The organism is Plebeiibacterium marinum, from assembly GCF_026013615.1.
GTDB classification, from domain to species: Bacteria; Bacteroidota; Bacteroidia; order Bacteroidales; family Marinilabiliaceae; genus Saccharicrinis; species Saccharicrinis marinus_A.
This window is the reverse complement of sequence record NZ_JAPDPI010000067.1, coordinates 1-21,155: the sequence shown is the minus strand read 5'-3', so window position 1 is coordinate 21,155 and position 21,155 is coordinate 1. Positions and strand designations below refer to the sequence as shown.

Annotated in this window: 18 protein-coding genes; 6 read left to right on the top strand and 12 right to left on the bottom strand. The window is 38.2% G+C overall.

Translation table 11 applies throughout. From position 1 onward, the window contains the following. Positions 1-118: 118 nt before the first annotated feature. The 12 genes from OM074_RS19875 to OM074_RS19820 all read right to left on the bottom strand — a co-directional run bounded on the left by OM074_RS19875 (position 119) and on the right by OM074_RS19820 (position 14,153). Complete coding sequence (locus tag OM074_RS19875; RefSeq protein ID WP_301202388.1) at positions 119-1,333, bottom strand: alanine dehydrogenase; 1,215 nt, start codon at positions 1,331-1,333, stop codon at positions 119-121. A 161-nt stretch (positions 1,334-1,494) separates the two neighbouring features. Continuing rightward, on the bottom strand, positions 1,495-2,619 hold the full coding sequence (hisB, locus tag OM074_RS19870) for a bifunctional histidinol-phosphatase/imidazoleglycerol-phosphate dehydratase HisB (protein WP_301202387.1): 1,125 nt from the start codon (positions 2,617-2,619) through the stop codon (positions 1,495-1,497). 43 nt (positions 2,620-2,662) lie between these two features. Further along, a complete protein-coding gene (hisC, locus tag OM074_RS19865) occupies positions 2,663-3,706 on the bottom strand; it encodes a histidinol-phosphate transaminase (RefSeq protein WP_301202386.1) in 1,044 nt (347 codons plus the stop codon). Between the two features lie 26 nt (positions 3,707-3,732). Then, positions 3,733-5,016: a histidinol dehydrogenase gene (hisD, locus tag OM074_RS19860; protein ID WP_301202384.1), complete on the bottom strand. Its 1,284-nt coding sequence runs from the start codon at positions 5,014-5,016 to the stop codon at positions 3,733-3,735. Between the two features lie 79 nt (positions 5,017-5,095). Then, on the bottom strand, positions 5,096-5,953 hold the full coding sequence (hisG, locus tag OM074_RS19855; RefSeq protein ID WP_301202383.1) for an ATP phosphoribosyltransferase: 858 nt from the start codon (positions 5,951-5,953) through the stop codon (positions 5,096-5,098). A gap of 611 nt (positions 5,954-6,564) precedes the next feature. Then, positions 6,565-7,848 (bottom strand): DNA recombination protein RmuC, encoded by a 1,284-nt coding sequence (locus OM074_RS19850; protein ID WP_301202381.1) that lies wholly within the window; start codon positions 7,846-7,848, stop codon positions 6,565-6,567. A gap of 225 nt (positions 7,849-8,073) precedes the next feature. Continuing rightward, on the bottom strand, positions 8,074-8,529 hold the full coding sequence (locus OM074_RS19845) for a transposase (protein WP_301202380.1): 456 nt from the start codon (positions 8,527-8,529) through the stop codon (positions 8,074-8,076). Positions 8,530-8,958: 429 nt separating this feature from the next. Continuing rightward, positions 8,959-10,035, bottom strand: a complete 1,077-nt coding sequence (locus OM074_RS19840) for a 3-oxoacyl-ACP synthase III family protein (protein WP_301202378.1) — start codon at positions 10,033-10,035, stop codon at positions 8,959-8,961. A gap of 70 nt (positions 10,036-10,105) precedes the next feature. After that, positions 10,106-10,870 (bottom strand): UDP-2,3-diacylglucosamine diphosphatase, encoded by a 765-nt coding sequence (locus OM074_RS19835; RefSeq protein WP_301202377.1) that lies wholly within the window; start codon positions 10,868-10,870, stop codon positions 10,106-10,108. A 166-nt stretch (positions 10,871-11,036) separates the two neighbouring features. Continuing rightward, positions 11,037-12,197 (bottom strand): TlpA disulfide reductase family protein, encoded by a 1,161-nt coding sequence (locus tag OM074_RS19830; protein ID WP_301202376.1) that lies wholly within the window; start codon positions 12,195-12,197, stop codon positions 11,037-11,039. A 72-nt stretch (positions 12,198-12,269) separates the two neighbouring features. Beyond that, positions 12,270-13,424: a TlpA family protein disulfide reductase gene (locus OM074_RS19825; protein ID WP_301202375.1), complete on the bottom strand. Its 1,155-nt coding sequence runs from the start codon at positions 13,422-13,424 to the stop codon at positions 12,270-12,272. A gap of 9 nt (positions 13,425-13,433) precedes the next feature. Next, a complete protein-coding gene (locus OM074_RS19820; protein WP_301202374.1) occupies positions 13,434-14,153 on the bottom strand; it encodes an RDD family protein in 720 nt (239 codons plus the stop codon). Between the two features lie 194 nt (positions 14,154-14,347). On the opposite strand from OM074_RS19820, the gene OM074_RS19815 reads away from it, so the two are divergent. Genes OM074_RS19815 through OM074_RS19790 form a run of 6 tightly spaced genes read left to right on the top strand, consistent with a single transcriptional unit; the run spans position 14,348 to position 20,529 of the window. After that, positions 14,348-15,340: a stage II sporulation protein M gene (locus tag OM074_RS19815; protein ID WP_301202372.1), complete on the top strand. Its 993-nt coding sequence runs from the start codon at positions 14,348-14,350 to the stop codon at positions 15,338-15,340. Continuing rightward, positions 15,340-16,260 carry a hypothetical protein gene (locus OM074_RS19810; RefSeq protein WP_301202371.1) on the top strand — a complete coding sequence of 307 codons (921 nt, stop codon included), beginning with the start codon at positions 15,340-15,342 and terminating at the stop codon, positions 16,258-16,260. Before OM074_RS19815 ends, OM074_RS19810 begins: the two co-directional genes overlap by 1 nt. Then, positions 16,261-16,992, top strand: a complete 732-nt coding sequence (locus OM074_RS19805; protein WP_301202370.1) for a DUF4129 domain-containing protein — start codon at positions 16,261-16,263, stop codon at positions 16,990-16,992. Next, on the top strand, positions 16,985-18,184 hold the full coding sequence (locus OM074_RS19800; protein WP_301202369.1) for a DUF4350 family protein: 1,200 nt from the start codon (positions 16,985-16,987) through the stop codon (positions 18,182-18,184). The genes OM074_RS19805 and OM074_RS19800 overlap by 8 nt, the downstream gene beginning before the upstream one ends. A gap of 11 nt (positions 18,185-18,195) precedes the next feature. Then, positions 18,196-19,176 carry an AAA family ATPase gene (locus OM074_RS19795; RefSeq protein WP_301202368.1) on the top strand — a complete coding sequence of 327 codons (981 nt, stop codon included), beginning with the start codon at positions 18,196-18,198 and terminating at the stop codon, positions 19,174-19,176. A gap of 12 nt (positions 19,177-19,188) precedes the next feature. Then, positions 19,189-20,529 carry a DUF58 domain-containing protein gene (locus tag OM074_RS19790; RefSeq protein ID WP_301202366.1) on the top strand — a complete coding sequence of 447 codons (1,341 nt, stop codon included), beginning with the start codon at positions 19,189-19,191 and terminating at the stop codon, positions 20,527-20,529. The last annotated feature ends 626 nt before the right edge of the window (positions 20,530-21,155 follow it).

Below are 21,155 nucleotides of genomic sequence, written 5' to 3'. Positions count from 1 at the left end.
TTGCAAGATGCTTAAAATAAGATCTTTACCTAACTTGAGTTGATTTTATTAAGTATCTCATAATCTAACACTTATAAAAAACTAACGAACTATTGTTTTAAGAAGTACATCAAAAGAACTAAAAAGCTGCCATAAGCAAACCTATATCTTTTGACGGCAACGAAAAGGTTTCTCCAATATAATGATTAGTCAGTATACCTTTGTAAATGTATACCCCATGACTAAAACCAACATCTTCCTTTACAATCGTATCAATACTACCAGAATCAGCAATTTTCAATAGTAAATGAGCAAAGATATCACTCAAGGCAATAGTTGATGTACGCGACACATGCGAAGCCACATTAGGTACGCAATAATGAATTACGTTGTGTTTCCGAAAAACGGGATGGGCAAAATCAGTACAGGCAGATGTTTCAAAACATCCACCCTGCCCTATACCCAAATCAATAAGGATAGAACCCGGTTTCATCAGTTTTATCTGGTCTTCTGTAACAAAATACCTTAAGCCGGATTGCAAATACCGTAAATTTCCAATTACGGCATCAGCCGAAATTAATGCTTTGGTAAGTGCTTTTGGGTGCAATACAGAAGTAAACACCCTTTGCCCTACATTATCCTGCAGATCTTTTAAATTTTTTATTGAATTATCAAAAACCTTAACCGTAGCCCCTAACCCTAAGGCCACACGTGCAGCACTCTCCCCTGCAGTTCCTGCTCCCAGAATTACAACCTCGGCAGGAGAAATCCCTGTTATACCTCCCAACAATACCCCTTTACCATTATGGGCCTTGCTTAAATATTCACTGGCAATCATAATTGAAGCTGTTCCTTCAATTTCACTCATGCTTCGAAGCACAGGAAAAGATCCATTCTCATCTTTTATCAACTCAAAGGCAAGAGCATTCACTTTTTTGCTCATCATCTTCTGTATCAACTCCCTGGTTTGCTGATACAATTGAACAAGGGATATAACAGTTTGATTTGGAGACAACAGGTCTATTTCGCTTTCTGTAAAAGGAGAAATTTTTAATATGATTTCGGCACTAAAGGCTTCTCTTGGTGACCTGACAATGGAAGCTCCCCGTTCCGAAAAATCAGAATCGGAATAGTTGGCTGGTTCCCCGGCCCCGGTCTCAAACAAAACAGTATGTCCGTTTTCAACTAACAGCTCAACTCCCTGAGGGGTTAATGCTATCCTGTTTTCAAACTTAGATAGTTCTTTAGGAATTCCAATAATAAGTTTTTTTCTGGTCTTCTTAACCTCCAACATCTCTTCACGAGGAAGTATACCAGCTATTGGGAACCCTGATTTGCTTGCAATACCAGCCATTTACACCATTTAATTCAATCAATAACAAGGTGAAAGTTAGTAAATATTTTGCAACAAATATGTATGGATACATAAATGAAATCAAGAAAAGCAGATTGGCAGATCCAATAAAATAAGACATCAGACCGAATGAGGCCTGAATGTCTTAATATTTTAATACTTTACAATGCCCCTTTTGTACTGGGTAGGGTATCATTAAAAACATCTTTTTTAATGGCCATTTTAATAGCTCTGGCCAAAGCCTTAAAAATACCTTCTATTTTATGATGTTCATTGGCACCACTGGCTTCCACCCTTAAATTGCTCAACGAGGCATCAGAAAAGCTTTTAAAGAAATGCATAAACATTTCTGTAGGCATGTCCCCCACCATTTCACGCTTAAAATCCGCATCCCAAACCAACCAGGGGCGTCCTCCAAAATCAAGTGCTACCAATGCTTTGCACTCATCCATAGGAAGACAATAACCATAACGCTCAATACCCCTTTTATCGCCAAGGGCATCTTTAAAGGCCTGCCCTAATGCCAAAGCAGTATCTTCAATGGTATGGTGCTCATCAACATGCAAATCACCATTTACCTTTATACTTAAATCGCAACCGGAGTGCTTTCCGATCTGCTCCAACATATGGTCAAAAAAGTTTAGTCCGGTAGAAATATCACACTTACCGTTGCCATCGAGGTTTAGCTTGATAGCAATATCTGTTTCGGATGTTTTACGCACTACCGAAGCCGTTCTTTCTTTCGAAAACAAATATTGGCATATCTGATCCCAGTCAGTTGTAATTAAGGCACAAACCTCATCAAGCCCGTTTTTCTTTATTTCAACGGAAGCACTTTCTTCGGCCAGAAAAATGGCCTTGCACCCCAGATTCTTTGCCAACTGAACATCTGTTAGCCTATCACCAATCACAAAAGAATTCTTCAGGTCGTATTCTTCACTAAAATACTTAGTGAGCATGCCGGTGCCAGGTTTTCTGTTTGGCGAGTTATCACAGGGCATTGATGGATCGATGAAAATTTCATCAAAAACCACACCCTCACCTTCCAAAGTGCTCAACATTTTATTTTGCGCAGGCCAAAAGGTGTCTTCAGGGAACGAATCTGTTCCTAACCCATCCTGATTAGTTACCATGGCCCATTCAAAATCCAGTTTTGAAGCCATTTTATTTAAATTGGTAATTGCCTTTGGGTAAAACTCAAGTTTTTCCAAACTGTCCACCTGAAAATCAACTGGTGGTTCTTTTATAATGGTTCCGTCGCGGTCAATAAATAATACTCGTTTCATAAATTTGCTTTTTTTACAACTGGTATCTTACAAGGAACAAAGGCTAGTTGTCAGCCATATACTTATCCAATCCCTGATATAAGCATTGGTTCTCTTGTTCTGATCCAATAGTTATCCTTAAACATCCTTCGCATAGGGTCACTGTAGAACGATCCCTGATTACAACACCTTCATTTACCAGGTAATTATAGATACCTTTGGCATTATCAGTTTTCACAAGAAGGTAATTGGCATCAGAAGGATATATTTTCTGAACAAAAGAATACCCATCCAGTCTTTCTTTCATCTTTGACTTCTCGCTTAAAATCACCTTTACCCAATCTGACATGTCTTGCTCTGTTTGCAGCAATTCAAGTGCCTTCTTTTGTGTCAAGACATTAACATTATAGGGATATTTAATCTTATTAAAGATCTGGATTATTTCAGGAGAGGCAAACGCCATTCCCAGTCTAATTCCTGCCATACCCCAAGCCTTACTAAAGGTTTGCAGGATTATAACATTAGGATATCTGGTTAATTCGTGCACAAAACTTTTTTCCGGAACAAAATCAATATAGGCCTCATCCAGTACCACAATACCCTGAAAGCCTTCAATAATTTTTACAATATCCTCCTTTTTAAAACTGTTCCCGGTAGGATTGTTTGGTGAACAGATAAACAAAAGCTTGGTATTTTGATCGCAAGCTTGTAACAGCCCATCTGTATCCAGATCAAAATCATCTGTCAGCTTAACCTTACGGGTTTCAATATTATTAATGTCAGCAGCCACCAGATACATACCATAAGTAGGGTCAATGGCCACCACGTTATCCTTACCGGGTTCACAAAAAGCCCTGAAAGCAATATCTATGGCCTCATCGCTACCATTTCCCAGGAAAAGATATTCTGCAGCTATCCCCTTGATGCGGGCAATCTTTTCTTTCAGTTCTCTTTGATAGGGATCCGGATAACGGTTATAGGGAGAGTTAAACGGGTTTTCGTTTGCATCCAGGAATATAGCTTCACCTCCTGTATATTCATCCCGTGCTGAAGAATACGGTTTTAAGGATAAGATATTCTGGCGTATAAGTTGATTTAATGGTTTCATGATTTATGCCCCGAGATATTAAAAATTTACTTTAATGAATTTAAACGAATGGTAACTGCATTTTTATGTGCATCCAACTGTTCGGCAGCTGCCATTTCCTCTATGGCAGGGCCTATTTCCAGCAGTCCCTGAGGAGAAATTTTTTGAAAGGTTATCTTCTTAAGATAACTATCCAGGTTAACGCCACTATATGCCCTTGCATAACCATGGGTTGGCAGGGTATGGTTGGTACCTGATGCGTAATCACCGGCACTTTCAGGAGTATAATTCCCCACAAACACACTACCTGCATTGGTTATTTTATTGGCAACCTCATCCTCATCCCTCATAGCAATAATTAAATGCTCAGGAGCATATTGGTTGGTCATTTCAATCATTTCTTCTTTAGAACCCAACAACAGGATACGACTGTTTTCAAGTGCCTTAACCGCAATTTCTTTACGGGAAAGCCGGCTCAGCTGTTTTTCAAGCTCTTCTTCAACTTTGGCAATGAGTTCGATGCTATTGGTAACCAAAATAACCTGACTATCCACCCCGTGTTCTGCCTGGCTTAATAAATCTGAGGCCACAAAAGCCGGATTGGCAGATTCATCAGCAAGAACTTCAACTTCTGATGGTCCTGCAGGCATATCAATGGCCACATCTTTAAGGCTTACCAATTGCTTGGCTGCCGTTACATAGCTATTACCCGGACCAAATATTTTATCCACTTTGGGAATACTTTCTGTACCATATGCCATGGCTCCAATGGCCTGCACGCCCCCAAGCTTATATACTTTGGTAACCCCCACAAGCGAAGCCGTGTACAATATGGCCGGATGAACCTTGCCTTCCCTGTCAGGGGGTGTACACAAAACAATCTCTTTACACTTTGCTATCTTAGCCGGGCAAGCCAGCATCAGAACCGTTGAAAACAGGGGGGCAGTTCCTCCGGGAATATATAACCCAACCTTTTCAATGGCTACACTTTTTTGCCTACATACTACACCTGGCATTGTTTCAACAACTCTCTCAGGAACAATTTGAGCTTCGTGAAAAGTCTCCACATTCAGCTTTGCTTTATAAATAGCTTCCTTGAGGTTCGAAGATATCTGCATACACGCCTCATCAATTTCTTCTTTAGAAACCAACAACTCCTTTGCAGCAAAACCATCAAACTTTTCAGAATACTTTATTGCGGCACTATTTCCATTTGCTTTTATGTCGTCCAAAATTCCCTGAACTGTAGAAAACAATCCACTTAAATCATTTTCAGGGCGTTGTAGTAATTTTACCCAATCTTCTTTTGGGGGATATTTAAATACCTGCATGCACGTTGTTTTATTACCAGGAGCTGGCATCCGGTTTTTTCTATAGCCGAACGCACACCCCTGTCATAAGAAATACTCTTTATAATATCATTTTTTCAATTGGGAAGGTCAATATTCCTTGTGCCCCAAGATCTTTAAGTTTGCCAATGATTTCCCAAAACTGCTTTTCAGAAATAACCGAGTGAACCGAACTCCACCCTTTTTCGGCCAATGGCAACACGGTAGGACTTTTCATTCCTGGTAATATACTTACAATTTCCTCTACTTTATCATTGGGTGCATTCAACAGGATATATTTGTTAGAGTTAGCAGCCATCACAGAATTGATACGGAACAACAACTCTTCAATCAAAGCCTTTTTACCCTCCGACAATCCTTCAGCCTGTACCAACAAAGCTTCTGATTTCATAGCCACCTCTACTTCTTTTAGTCTATTGGCAACAAGGGTACTACCTGAACTTACAATATCAAAAATACCATCTGCCAGGCCAATTCCCGGAGCAATTTCAACAGAACCTGCAATCTCGTGAATCTCCGCATTGACATTCATCTTATCAAAATACTTTTTTAAGATAACCGGATAAGAGGTCGCAATTTTCTTTCCTTCAAAATATTCAAGACCCTTATATTCATCAGCTTTGGGAATAGCCAATGACAAGCGACACTTACTAAACCCTAACCTCTTGGCAATGGTTAATTTAAAATCCTTTTCTTCCACTTCGTTTTCACCCACTACACCAATATCGGCTACTCCATCGGCAATGGTTTGTGGAATATCATCATCTCTTAAAAACAACACTTCAATTGGGAATGTAGATGATTGAGCTACTAAAGTCCTGCTTCCAGTATTAAACTTAATACCTGCCTCTTTTAAAAGAGCCATTGAATCATCGTGTAACCTTCCTTTTTTCTGTAGGGCAATTCTAAGTTTTTCCATCTTACTTTTAACTTTTTTATTAATGATAAGAGATAAGGGACTTTATGAAAACAGCCGACTTAGCTCATATCTACATTTTAACAATTGTTCTTTCTAAAACAAAAAAAGAGGGCTTCCTTATCGGCAAGCCCTCTTTCATAATTATATTTTTATATACAACAATCCCGGCCCACCTATGGTAGATTATAATGATGTCCGTGATGATGTACTAAATTTGTCATTTCTCAAAAATTTTATGGATACAAATGTAGGTGTATTTTTTAATTATACAAACTTACGATATTAATTTGTTGTAAAAAATGCGTTATTTATATTAAATCGTAAACAAACCTTCCGTATACATTAAAATTTCTATTGCTTTTTTATCCACGTGGAACATTCTTTATGCTGTGGTCGGGAAGGCATCGTACCTTAGTCGCGATTCGAATGCAATTCCTTAGGAATTAATTTGGTCTTTCTTCGGTTATAATACCTCTTAACCGAAGAAGAACCGAACGAGAACCGAACGAGAACCGAAGGAGAACCGAACGAGAACCGAAGGAGCTACGAACGAAACAGGAACACATCCCGAATTAATTACGACTATATCCCGAACTATTTTCCTGATATGATTAATTCAAAAACTTATCTTCTATTGATTTATTTGTTTTGGCTCCCAGACTTTTAATTTTTTCGGCCCGTGAAATAAGATTACCCTTACCTTGCTGAAGTTTTGACAATGCCGTATCGTAATTACCTTGAAGTGTATTGATATTGGAACCTATTTTCTCCAGATCTGCCACAAAACCAACAAACTTATCGTACAAAGCCCCACTCTGACGGGCAATTTCCTGTGCATTTCTATTTTGGTTTTCCTGCCGCCATATGGAACTAACTGTTTTTAATGTAGCCAACAATGTTGACGGACTCACAGGGACTATCTTCTTTTCCCAGGCAAAAGAAAAAAGGTCATTATCATTCTCAACCGCTGCGGCAAATGAAGCTTCAACAGGAATAAACATCAACACAAAGTCCGGACAGTTGATGTTTTTAGCAGAGATATAATTTTTTTCGAACAAATCTTTAACATGCTGCCGTAATCTTTCTTTATGGTTTTTCAAGGCAACTGCTTTTGTTTCCTCATCTTCAGCCGTTACAAACTCTTCATAGGCCGACAATGACATTTTTGAATCAATAATCAGGTGCTTTCCTTCAGGCAGATCTATAATAACATCCGGGCGAATAGTGGCACCATTGCTGTTTTCATCCACCACTTCGCGACGATATTCGCGGCCTTTGGTCAATCCGGACTGCTCCAGTACCCTTTCAAGAATAACTTCCCCCCAATTGCCCAGCTTTTTCACATCTCCTTTTAAAGCTTTGGATAGGTTTTGAGCTTCTTCACTGATTCTGTGGTTTAAATCGTATAATCTTTTTACTTCGGCCTTTAGGCTTAACTTATCCCTTACCTCCTTATCATAGGTTTCTTCCACCTTCTTTTCAAAACGTGTGATGCGCTCCTGCAAGGGCGACAATATATCCGATAGCTTTTGGTTACTCTGTTCGCTTATTTGCTTTGAACGATTAATCAATACACGGTCGGCAATGGTTTCAAACTCCTTACTGAGCCTTTCATGAAGGTTTTCAATCTCTTGCTGGCGTTGTTTATTTAAGTTAATCAGATGAGCATTTTCAGTATCAATGGCAGCAATATGCATTTTTGCCTGCATCAGCTCATTATTAACTTTTTCTAATTTTTGCAGGATCTCAACATTTTGAGATTTCAGATTATTGTTCTCCTCAGAAAAAAATTGAACCTGTTGCCTAAGCTGTGACTTTTTTGAAGTATAATAAGAATATAAAAAGGCAAAACAGCCTATACTCCCAACCAAAAACGCAACCACTATTTCCATCATATTTTTATTGAACTCAGTTTATAAAACATCTTTCACAAAATAAAAGAAAAAAGGGATCAGGAACAAAATTGGGGCCTGATGAAAAAGAGTTTTTAGCTGATCCTTGTTTGGTTTTAAATACAAGCAGGCCGAAGGCCTGGTTCATCCTAGCCCCAGATAGAACGCAGTGTCATCTGGGGTGTATAAGCAATATCAATCAGCGTCCTGAAAGGACAACTCAAGAATTTATCCCCACAAATACTCCTCATTATATTCGATACCATATTCCTTTAAGAACAATAAATATTCATCTTTAAAAGACATGGTTTCATGATGTCTTTCCTGCTTTTTTATATAATTAAATGTTTTATCGTATAAAGACGAACTAACGGAAAAACCACCATAACCACCCTGCCATTTAAATACCCGATAAAAATTATCAAAACCTTTTAGCCACCTACTACTATGTCTCTTAATATCTTTAACAAACATAGATAGTGCTATATTTTTCGACATAACACAGAAGATATGCATATGATCTTCTGTACCATTAATAATTAAAGGTATAGAGCCATTGTCTTTTATGATAGAACCTATATAATTATACAGACTATTTTTATCAGGTTTCCTGATGAATGTATGAGATGGGTCTTTAACGTGAAAGATGATATGTACATAGAGTTTTGATAAAGATTGCGACATATTAGATAATATTTTGAATTAAATATAACACTATTTTTTATAAAATATGAACGAGTTGTCCTTACAGGACGCTGAGGTATAAAACTGAAAAACCCCAGGTGTCACTGCGTTTTACCTGGGGCTATGATAAGCTGTGCTTTCAGCACGTAAAGAAAAGCATGTCCGTTAATAGGTGTAGAGCCAATTTGTAGCTTACAAATTATAGATATGTGGATTTTATATCCTTTCAAAGACCCTAAGAAGTTACTCCAAATACTTAACGGTCAGTAATATAAAAACTACAATATCGCTATTTTTCAACAAGGAGACCAGCAAACATAAAGAAAATTCAGGAGGCAGTTCAAAGATGATATTGATATAATTAGGCATAAAAAAGGGATACCCTAAATTAAAGAATACCCCCATATTAAGAAATTGAATAATCTAATTTTATGGCATTTTGTACATATAAGCATTAATGTTCATACCGGCCCCCACGGAGGTCATCATAACATAATCGCCACTATTTAGCTCATGCCCTTTTAATTGGTTCCTAACAACCATGTCGAACAAGGTTGGGACTGTAGCCACAGAACTATTTCCCAAGGTTTTAATGGTCATTGGCATCACATCGTAATCCACTTCCCTGATTCCATATAAGCGGAATATCCTTTTCAGGATGGCTTCATCCATTTTGGCATTAGCCTGATGGATCAGAACTTTTTTAACGTCAGTTAAAGTAAGTCCGTTCTTATCCAGGCACTCCTGAGCTACCAGAGGCACATTAGTCAACGCATAATTATATAATCTACGTCCCAACATTTTCAGATACAGGTGATCATGCTTTAATTCCGGATTATATGATGGTCCCATTTGCAACAGATCAAGATGCTCCTCGGTATCGGTACGCGATACGTGCTTTAAAATACCTACTGGCTCATCACTTTCAACAGCCTCAAGAAGTGCAGCACCAGCACCATCGGCAAAAATCATCGAATCACGGTCATGAGGGTCCATCATCCGGCTCAAGGTATCGGCACCGATAACAAGCGCACTTTTGGCATCTCCAGACTTTAAATAATAATTGGCCTGAATCATGGCCTGAGTCCAGCCGGGACACCCAAATGTAATATCGTAAGCTACTGTTTTTGGATTTTTAATATCGAGTTTTTGTTTAACCCTTGATGCCAGGGTTGGCAAAATATCCGGAAACCTACTCCCGTGCTTAATATCCCCAAGGTTATGGGCTACTATAATGTAATCAAGGTTTTCCTTATCAAAATTGGCGGCATCCAGTGCTCGCTTACCAGCTATTGCAGCAATATCTGAAGTAACCAATCCTTCGCCCACACAACGTCTTTCGGTAATGTCGGTAATCTGCTCAAACTTTTCTACTATCTCCTTGCCCGGAGTTTCGATCTTGCTGCCATCGCTATTTAAAAATAACTGATTGGCAAAATCAATATTTTTCACCACTACTTCGGGCAGATAACAGCCCGTACTTGTGGCAACAGCATAAATTCCCATTGTATTCGACTTTTGCTAACACATTAGCGACCACCATGTTACCACAACAGCCACCAAGCTTATTTTATAACTACTTTTTATAATACTTTAGTTCAAACGTACTGCCATCCCAGACTCCATACGACCTGAGTTTTACCCAATCCCCCAGGTATACAAAACGACTACCATCGCCAATAGGTCTGTTTATATCAATATGTCTGTGCCCAAAAATGAAATAATCAAAATATTCTTTTGCTAAAACATCTTTGGCATAAAGCATTAAATATTCTTTTTCTTCACCCAAAAATTTTGCTTCTTCCGAGTTTTCGTTCTTTAACCTGCTATGCGCCGACCATTTTTTTGCCAGGCCTACTGCAAAGTTAGGATGCAAACGCGAAAAAAGCCACTGTAAAGTTGTATTGGTAAAAATACTTTTTAAAAAATTATATCCCTTATCATATGGTCCTAAGCCATCACCATGTCCGATAAAAAACTTTTTACCGTCCAGTTCAACCGACACAGGTTCCCTATGGAGCACCATCCCCGTTTCTTTCGGAAGATAATCAAACACCCAGATATCATGATTCCCGGTAAAAAAATGCACAGGAATCCCGGCATCGGTAAATTCTGCTATTTTTCCTAAAAAACGTGTGAATCCTCGAGGGGCAACATAACGGTATTCGTACCAAAAATCAAATATATCACCTAAGAGATAAAGCGCTTTGGTGCTTGGCTTTATTTCATTTAACCAATCAACAAACATTTTTTCATGCGCCTTATGGTCTTTAATAGATGGTGCGCCCAGATGAACATCTGATGCAAAATATATTTTTTTACCCTCTTGCTGCAATTCCATTTTAACCAATAAGCAACTGCTTAATTTTTTTGAACGGACAAATATATCAGTTTTTTACGTGAAAAAGCAAGCATTATACTTTTTAAACCAAATGAAGTAAATATTCAAGTACACACAAAAAAAGGAACCCAAACTGAGTTCCTTCACCATATCTTTTATGCAAAATTTAATTTAACAAGTCATTTAGCTTCTCATCAAGTATTCTTCCGAACAAATCTTTACCTATCACTTCTCCTTTTTTGCTGATCAAATAATTGGCTGGCAATTGTTGCACATTATATATACGTGCCGGATAGGAGTCTGTAAACCTTAAATCGCTTACATTTATCCATGGAAGCTTATCTTGTTCCACTGCCCCTTCCCAAAGAATTTTACTCCTGTCGAGCGACACCTGATAAACTTCGAATCCTTTAGCTTTATATTTGTTGTAGATCTTAATCAGGTTTTTGTTTTCTTTTCTTGATTTTTCATCCCATGATGCCCAAAACGACAACAATACCAATTTACCTTTTAAAGAAGAGAGCTTTATCTTTTTCCCGTTCAAATCCTCTTCTTCAATGTCGGGAATATTACTTTGTGCTTCATTTTTAAGTTTTGACTGAAGCTCTCCTATCTTAATTTCTTTGCGGATATTCAGCACAAAATTCTTAAGTTGTTCTGACCGGGGAGATTCAGGATAAAACAAGCTCAGGCTGGTGGCCACAGTTGAGAACAGGTTTAAATCTTCTTTATCATATGCATTTAACACCAGCGTACCATCATCAAAACGCTGAAATACGGCATAATAACTAGCAAAAGAACGAGGGTTTGCCATAACAAAGTCCCTGACAAAAACTTTTTGGTTATCTATAACTTCAATTAAATCCTGACGCACCTCCTCTATCAGCTCTTTCTCATCCTTTGGTGTATCGTTGTATATCTTCATCAAACTATCCACCTCAGTTTTTGTCCTGTCAAACCTCGTATTCAGAGCCTGTATATAATTTGAACCTAAAGAACTTACATCATAGTGTTTTGATAGATTTTCTGCATTGGCGATCACTTCAATCTTTTCTGTTGAATCAGCCAACAAGGTTATGAAATTTTTATCCGACAGTTTTAACAAAAAGAAGGTTGGATTTTCGAGTTTTGGCAGGGAAAACTTAAAATTACCTTTGGCCTTCAGAACCACGGAATCCACATCCACTTCACCACTCAGGTTCAGCTGCTTCAGGTATAACACTTTACCTTCGCCATTTTCAATTTTTCCGCTTACTCTCATTTTATTTTTCTCGCCACAGGCAGATAAAAGAAGCAAAAGGCTAAAAAACAATATAAATCTACTCATATTCATTTTGCATATTTTGATTACAGGTAATGCTGACAACTCTCTATTTTAGTTGTTCCGCGCCCAAATATATTAATAATTTTTAAGAAAATTCTCTACCCCCGTTTCCAACTCTGCGCCCCACAATTCACGTTCAACAATAGTTCCCTCCGGGGAAACCAAAAAGTTAAATGGCAATGACCTTACTCCTAGTTCCACCAGATCGGTAGACTCTATTCCTGTTGTATCAACAATATTCCAATACGAACTACTTAAACGAGAGATATTTTCTTTCCATGATTCTTTATTATTTTCATAAGCCACCATTAACACCTTCAATCCCCGGTGCCCATATTTCTTTCTATTACTTTCTATTTCCTTTAGTCTGACCTCACAAGCTTCAACATCACCATTCCATAATACTAACAGAATTAATTTTGCATTCAGTTTATCCAGGGGTAGCATCTCATCCCAATTGGTTCTGGCTTTGAGCTCAATCATTTGCTCACCTTTTGAGTATCTTTCCGTCCTTCGTATAAAAGAGTAGGCCTTCATTAAATCCTGGTCATAGTCATAAAACAGTTCACTTAACCTGTCATCTTTCATCAATTTTTCAGAATTGCCCAGAAATAGCTTTAGATCCTCCTCAAGGGAAAACAAAATAATATTTGCAACCTTTTGATTGAGTGTATACCATTTCACTACTTCATCATCAATGCCTTTCAACAGTTTTAATGCTTTACTCTTATATTTTTTCAGGAGGCTATCTTTTTGGGCAACCAGACTTTGATAAAGAACCACTGCAGAATCCTTTCCTACAATACCTGCAAAATCACCCGAAATACGGTCCAGATGGGTTTTCAGTTCCTTTGTATTGCGGTCGATTTCCCATAGTGCATTCATAGTTTTTGAATTCTTGCTTTTGCAGCTATTTATAACATCATTGGCATCTACCTGAAGCTGAATAAAATCGGCCGGACGAAGAAAAAGGTTAATACGTTGCCCATTTTCGAACTGTAAAAAATAAAACCCCGGGGCAGTAACACTTTCCTTATATATCCGAAAGCTTCCCTGGTCACTAACTGTAATGGTATCCAAAAGCTTAATATCCGTATTCTGCTGGTAGAAAAACAATTTGCCCCCATTTGCATTAATAACCTGTCCATCTACAACCGGCACTTTTTGTTCTACAGGTTTATTACAGGCGAACAACCCAATTAGCAACATATAAACTATTATATATCTCATACCCAAAGTTTATTGATTCATATGATTATAATCTATCAAAACTGATTTCAGGAACTCTTTTGGCTCAACTTCCACTTCGGTAAGGCTTAACTTTTGTTGAATAGCCCTTTGTGTCTTTTTTAAGATACTTTCAACAGAATCAACATCCCCAGGACCTGAAGCCTTTTCTAACTTGAGCACGTCTTTAATAATGTTTGCATCAGTATCATTTAAAAGATTCACCTGAGGGTATTTTAAATCGTAGCTCTCGGGAACTTCAACAAAACTAGTGTCCTCGAATAAATTAGCCTTGTTTAGCTTAATAACGGTAGTACCGGCAGTGATATCTCCAAGCCGTTGAGATTTTTTACTCAATATGATGGTTAAAACAGCAATACTCCCAAACAAGATCAAATTATCAACAATACGAAACAGCCAACGCACCAAACAAGTAGCCAGGGTCAACTCGCTGCCATCCAGTTTTACCACTTTAATTTTAAACACCATTTTTCCAAAGGATTGCCCGTTCAACAAAAGTTCGCATAACAAACTGTAAAACACTACGGGCAATGAAAAAACAATATTCCACACTTCAAAACCGCCCATTTTGTTTATGATGATCGTCCAGGTAATACTCCAGGTTAAAATAATCAACAAGTCGAAACAGTATGCCAGTATCCTATCACCGATACTTGCCGACTTAAACTCAAGATTCACATTTTGTGTGGTGTCAATATTTACAAACTCCATAATACGCTTTATAGTACTATATACCAATCAACAATTTAATTTATAGTATTCAAAACCCAGTTTTCTTACAAGCACTAAGCAATACTGATAAATTATAGCTTCACCAAATGTAACAAATTTGAGCTGATTAATTATATTTGATGTTTTAAACTAAAAATTGAATCATTTTAGCATTCAGTTACCTGACTTGATTTATGAAAGAAATCACGTTTATCAACAGAAACAAGAACCGATGGCAAAGCTTTGAAAAGAACATCAAGCATACGGGAAGCATCAATCCTGATGAGCTTGCAGAACAGTTTATTCAACTCACAGATGACCTGGCCTACGCACGTACTTTCTTTCCCGAATCGCCAACCATATCATACCTTAACTCATTGGCAGTACAAACCCACCAGGAAGTATATAAAAACAAAAAAGAAAAATCAAACCGTTTCAAAGATTTCTGGTTCAAAGAGCTCCCGTTGGAACTGTACCACGCCCGGAAATACTTCTATGTCTCTGTTATCATTTTTACAATATCATTTGTACTGGGTGGCATTTCGGCGGTTAACGACGATGGGTTTATACGCCTGATTACAGGGGATGCCTATGTAAATACAACCCTTGATAACATTGAAAAAGGCGATCCCATGGGGATATATAGCAGCAGGAGTGAATTTGAAATGTTCTTTTTTATTACTTTCAATAACATAAAAGTTTCGTTTATGGCCTTTATTTTTGGCATATTAACACCCCTTGCTGTAGGATTTATTTTATTTCAGAACGGGGTTATGCTGGGCTCTTTTCAAACTTTTTTTTACTTAAAAAATCTATTCACTGTATCTACCTTAACCATTTATATCCATGGGGCTCTTGAAATACCAGCCATTATCCTGGCCGGAGGAGCAGGGATAATACTTGGCAACAGCTATTTATTCCCCGGAACTTACCCAAGGGTGGTAGCTCTGCAAAAAGGTGTAATCCGCGGCTTAAAAATTATGCTTGGGCTGGTTCCGGTATTTATCGTTGCCGGCTTTTTAGAAAGTTTTGTAACCAGGCATTACGACACCATGCCTCTGTTTGTCAACTTATTGATTATAATATGCTCCTTAGGTTTTATCATCTGGTATTTTTTCATTAACCCGATATTTGCACATAAAAAATTAGTAAACAATAGAAACCAAAAACATACAGACACCAATTAATGATGGAACAAAATATTGAACTCAAAAAGAAACGCGGTTTTAGTGATGTATTGAACGCTACTTTTGCCTTTATAAAGCAAGAATATAAATTATTCTGGAGAATGATTATTCTATATGCAGGGCTCCCTGTCCTGGTATATTCAATTTTCAGTACTATTTACTTCAGAAACACTTTTAACACCTTATTCAAAGTACTATCCAATCCAAGTCAGGCCCAGGAATTTAGTCAAAACGTCTCCAACGAGGTTTTCCTTATCTACATCCTGTCTATTATTATGTATTTATTCTTTTACGGACTAACCTATTCATACGTAGTTCATTATTCAAAAAACAACAACCGGGCAGAAAACACCCATTCTGTATGGAGCATGTTTACCGGCAAGTTTATGGCCCTGTTGGGATACTCGTTGTTAACCCTATTGCTGATTGGAACTGCATATGGTATAGTAGCTTTGTTTTTAGGAGCACTGGGAAATCCAATTGTGGCAGCCATTGGTGTTTTTGCCACCTTGATTCTTGTAATATATATATCCCTGGCATTTTCATTTATACTGATTATCAAACTAAACGAAGACGAACCCTATCTGGAATCTGCCAGAAGGTGTTTTTACCTGATTAAGGGCCATTGGTGGCAAACATTTGGCTTGGTCATTATTGCCATTATCATTGGCTTTGCCTTGAATATGGCATTGACAGTTCCGGTAACATCGTATTTTACAGCTAAAGGCCTGCTATCTAACAGTAAAACAGTGGACATCATTCCTGCAATTATTATTTCAGTTTCATCCACACTAACTACGGTTATTTCCACCCCAATACTTCCCCTGATCCTCTCGTTCCAATATTTCAGCTTATGCGAACACAAGGACAACACCTCTCTTCTGGAACGAATTAAAAACATCAACAGCACTAACGACTAAATGAAGTATTTAAATCGTATTATATTATTCTGTTTGATTGTTGCCCCGGGCATTTTAACCTTTTCGCAACAAACCGGAAAGGTATCGGCCTGGGACAATTCCACAGTTGTGTACCGCCACCCTTCTGTTGAAACCATGGAGGCCTACAGGCAAATGGATATTTATAAGTACGACAGGTATGAAATGCCGGAATCACTTTGGGATAAGTTTATAAAATGGTTCTTTGGATTATTTGCCGATATGGGCATACAACCCAACACCATTAAATACCTGATAATTGGAACCGGAGTACTCATCCTTATTTTTATCATACTCAAACTCATTGGCATCAGGCCCTCAGGAATCTTCATTATAAGTGCAAGCAAACCCGTATCTCAACTAAATTTTGCACAGGGTAGTGATGACATACACAATCAAAATCTGGACAACATGCTGCAGGTGAGCATACGCAACAAAGCACACAGAGAAGCCGTCAGGATTCTATACTTGCTGTGTTTACGCCAATTACACCATGAAAATAAAATAGATTGGCAACCCTGGAAAACGAACCTGGACTACTATTATGAACTAAAAGCTAAAAAGAACAGACAGGAATTCAAGCAGCTGGTATTGAATTACGAATATGTTTGGTACGGACAATTTGCTATGGACGAATCAAAGTTTTTGGCAATGAAAACCCAGTTTGATCATTTTAATGATTGTATGACACCTAAATCCAACAAACATGAGTAACAAAAAGAATAAATATGTTTTTGGGGCACTTGGATTTGGTTTTGTACTATATCTATTCATTCTTATCATTACCCCCAAACCCATTGACTGGAGCCTGAGTTTTTCGAAAGATGACGACATTCCTTACGGAAGCAAAATTCTGTTTGATGAATTAAAAACACTTTTTGATTCTTCAGCAATATATACCTGCCATTCGCCCTTATACAACTTTTTATCAGGAGATCAATTTGAAAAAGCAGACCTGGTTATTATCAACAGTTCATTTCATCCGGATAAAACCGACTTTGATAAAATAACCAGTCATGTAAAAAAAGGGAACAATGTCTTTATTGCAGCTTCAGAATTTAGCGATTTGGTATTGGATTCCATTGGTTTTGACATAAACACCAGTTTCAACATTAAGAACATTTACAATGATTCGATAACGATTAACCTGGTCAACAAAACCTTGAAGTCACCCTTTGGATACACCTACAAAAAAGCATTTCAAAACATCCATTTCAATTATTACGACACCCTGAAAACAACCGTTTTAGGATTAGGCAATAAAGCAAAAACCAATTTTATCAGGGTAAAATATGGCCAGGGAAACTTTTTTATTAACCTGAATCCCTTAGCCTATACTAATTTTAACCTGGTTTCGGATATTAATTACGAATACGCCTTTAAAACTTTATCCTACCTGCCACAGAACAGCAAGGTAATATGGGACGAATACTACAAAGCCAAGCCCCGTCCATCTACATCTTTGCTACGCTACATACTGTCGCAAAAAGGGCTTAAATATGCCTGGTATATTCTGCTCTTTACCATTGTTACCTACCTTGTGATCTCAGCAAAAAGAAACCAAAGGAAAATTCCAGTAATAAATCCACCCCGAAACACCACGCTGTCGTTTATCGAAACCATAGGCAGGTTGTACTTTAAACGAAAAAACCATTTAGATATAGCCCAAAAAAGATTCAAGTACTTTCTTGAATTTTTACGTACCCGATATTTTATTGACACCTCAGAAACGAATGAACACTTAATACAAGAAATATCAAACAAACTGGATATACCCCATAAAACCATCAAAAAACTTTTTTCGCAGGCTGAAAGATTAAGACTGAACGCATCCTATACCGAAGAAGACCTGGAACATTTCAGTAAAAACATTGAGTATATCTATCAAAAATGTAAAAACAAATAAGAAGCAACCATATGGAAAATAATACCCCCTTTGAAAACAGATTAAATCTGGATGAACTAAACAAAGCTGTTTTTAAGATAAAAAACGAAATAACCAAAGTTATTGTGGGTCAGGAAAAAATTATTGACCTGATGTTAACCGCCCTGCTGGCCAATGGCCACATACTGCTCGAAGGTGTTCCGGGAATTGCCAAAACCATGATATCAAAGCTTTTGGCCAAAACCATATCCACCGACTTTTCGCGAATTCAGTTTACGCCCGACCTAATGCCTTCGGATGTTTTGGGTACTACCATTTTCAACTCGGGCACTTCAAAATTTGAGTTTAAACAAGGCCCCATATTTTCAAACCTGGTACTTATAGATGAGATAAACCGCTCGCCGGCAAAAACACAGGCTGCCTTGTTTGAAGTGATGGAAGAACGACAGGTTACCATTGATGGCAATTGTTGGAAAATGGAAAATCCGTTTATTGTTTTTGCTACACAAAACCCCATAGAACATGAAGGTACTTACCGTTTGCCGGAAGCTCAACTCGACCGTTTTCTGTTTAAAATAGAACTAGGATATCCGAGCCTGGAAGAAGAAATTGAGATTATTGCCAATGCTCAGACCAGAAAGAGTCAACATGAGCTCGACCAGGTAGTGCCGGTAGTTAAAGCCCATGAAATTACCGCTTTTCAATCCTTAGTAAAAGAAGTGATCGTTGAAAAAGACATCGTAAGCTATATTGCCCGTATTGTTGAAAAAACAAGAACCACCAACAGCTTATACCTGGGAGCCAGTCCAAGAGCTTCATTGGCAGTTTTAAATGCGGCCAAAGCCTATGCGGCCATTGAAGGACGTGACTTTGTGACTCCGGAAGATGTGAAATTTGTATTGCTGCCCGTGTTAACGCACCGTGTGATCCTGACACCCGAAAAAGAAATGGAAGGCATCAGCACCCATGCTGTTATCCGGCAAATTATTGATTCGGTAGAGATTCCACGATAAACAATATTGTATATGCAAAACTTCTGGAAATCTTTCTTTTTAACAAACCGGTTTTTTGCCGGACTGGGACTGCTTGTGGCATTGATGATTGTTGGGCAATACTACCAACCGGTATTTATTATGGCCCAGATATCGTTTACATTATTTGTTTTTTTATTTATCACAGACACTATTCTGATATACCACAAGGGAAGTAATAAAAAGATACTGGGTTCGCGCAATTTACCCGAAAGATTTTCGAATGGCGACACTAATAAAGTACAGCTTTTTATCAGCAACAAATTCAATTTTCCGGTAAGGGTCAGTGTTATTGATGAACTGCCGTTCCAATTCCAGAAAAGGGATTTTATGGAAGAGTTTTCATTAAATCCATCCCAGGAAAAGAACTTTTACTACCAGGTAAAACCGGTAACCAGGGGCGAGTACCTTTTTGGGGCAATGAATATAAACATCTGCTCACCTTTAAAACTGATTAAAAGGAGGTATATTTTTAGTCAGGATGCCATGGTTAAAGTTTACCCTTCGTTTGTGGAGATGAAGAAATTTGAGCTATTGGCCATCTCAAACCGCCTGACTGAAGTAGGGATTAAAAAGATAAGGAAGATTGGTCACCAAATGGAGTTTGACCAGATACGCGACTATATTACCGGCGACGATTACCGCACCATCAACTGGAAAGCAACTGCCCGAAAAGGCCATTTAATGGTAAACCAGTATCAGGACGAGAAATCGCAGCAAGTGTTTAACCTGATAGATATGAGCCGGTCGATGAAAATGCCGTTTGAGGGAATGACGCTACTTGATTATGCCATAAACACTTCCCTGGTTATATCAAACATTGCCATGCTCAAGCATGATAAGGCAGGATTGTTTACATTCAGCAACTCTATTCATTCTATGTTACCGGCTTCCAGAAATGGCCGACATATGCAGTCGATCATGGAAGTGTTATACAACCAAAAAACACAGTTTCCGGAATCCAACCTTGAGCTGCTTTATGCACAAGTAAGAAGAAAGATCCCCCACAGGAGTTTACTGGTATTGTACACCAATTTTGAAAGCATCAGCTCGGCACGAAAACAGATCGCATATTTGCAGGCCCTTGCCAAAACCCATTTATTGGTTGTTGTATTTTTTAAAAACACCGAAGTAAATAAAATTACCGACCAACGGGCCACAAGCATAGAAGACATCTATGTTAAAACCATTGCCGAGAAGTTTGTTTACGACAAAAAGCTGATTGTTCGGGAACTAAACCAACACGGCATCCAAACCATACTGACAACCCCGGGGGAGCTTACGGTAAATACGATTAATAAGTACCTGGAAATTAAATCGAGGGGGATATTGTAGTGATTACAAAGTATATTGTACCCACTATTTGACACGTGATTTTTTTGATATTATTCCAAAACCATTGATTTTACAGGTTCTACCAGATCCCTGACCCGTTCTACCATGTTGTTGCCCCCTTCTACCACGCCGGGAGATACTTCTACCATGTCATTGGGCTGTTCTACCAGCTACTTGAGGCGTTCTACCAACCAATTGACCCCTTCTACCAAGGCAAAATGCTGTTTCTACCAAGTCACTGACCCGTTCTACCAGCCCATAAAGCCGTTCTACCACAAAATATAGCGTTCTCCTCGCCCCCCTCCTTGGCTAATACCTTTAACTTAAGAAATCCACAAAGTGGATTTCTTAAGTTAAGAGCATTACCTCCTTGGCGTTATTGGTTGATTAAATTTAAAATACCAATTACCTGTGGATGTTTTTGTATTGAGGTTGGTAGTTCTCAAGTTTTTTGGGATCGTTACGGAATACAAATCGTCCAACCCCCAGGCTGCCGCACGATCAATGTCATTAAATTAAGAAATTCACGAAGTGAATTTCTTGATATTGGGACGTTGTCCCAAACCCAACTCCCTTTTTGGCATTGCCCCAAAAAGGAAGCAAAAAGCTCTAGAGCAAGAGATTCC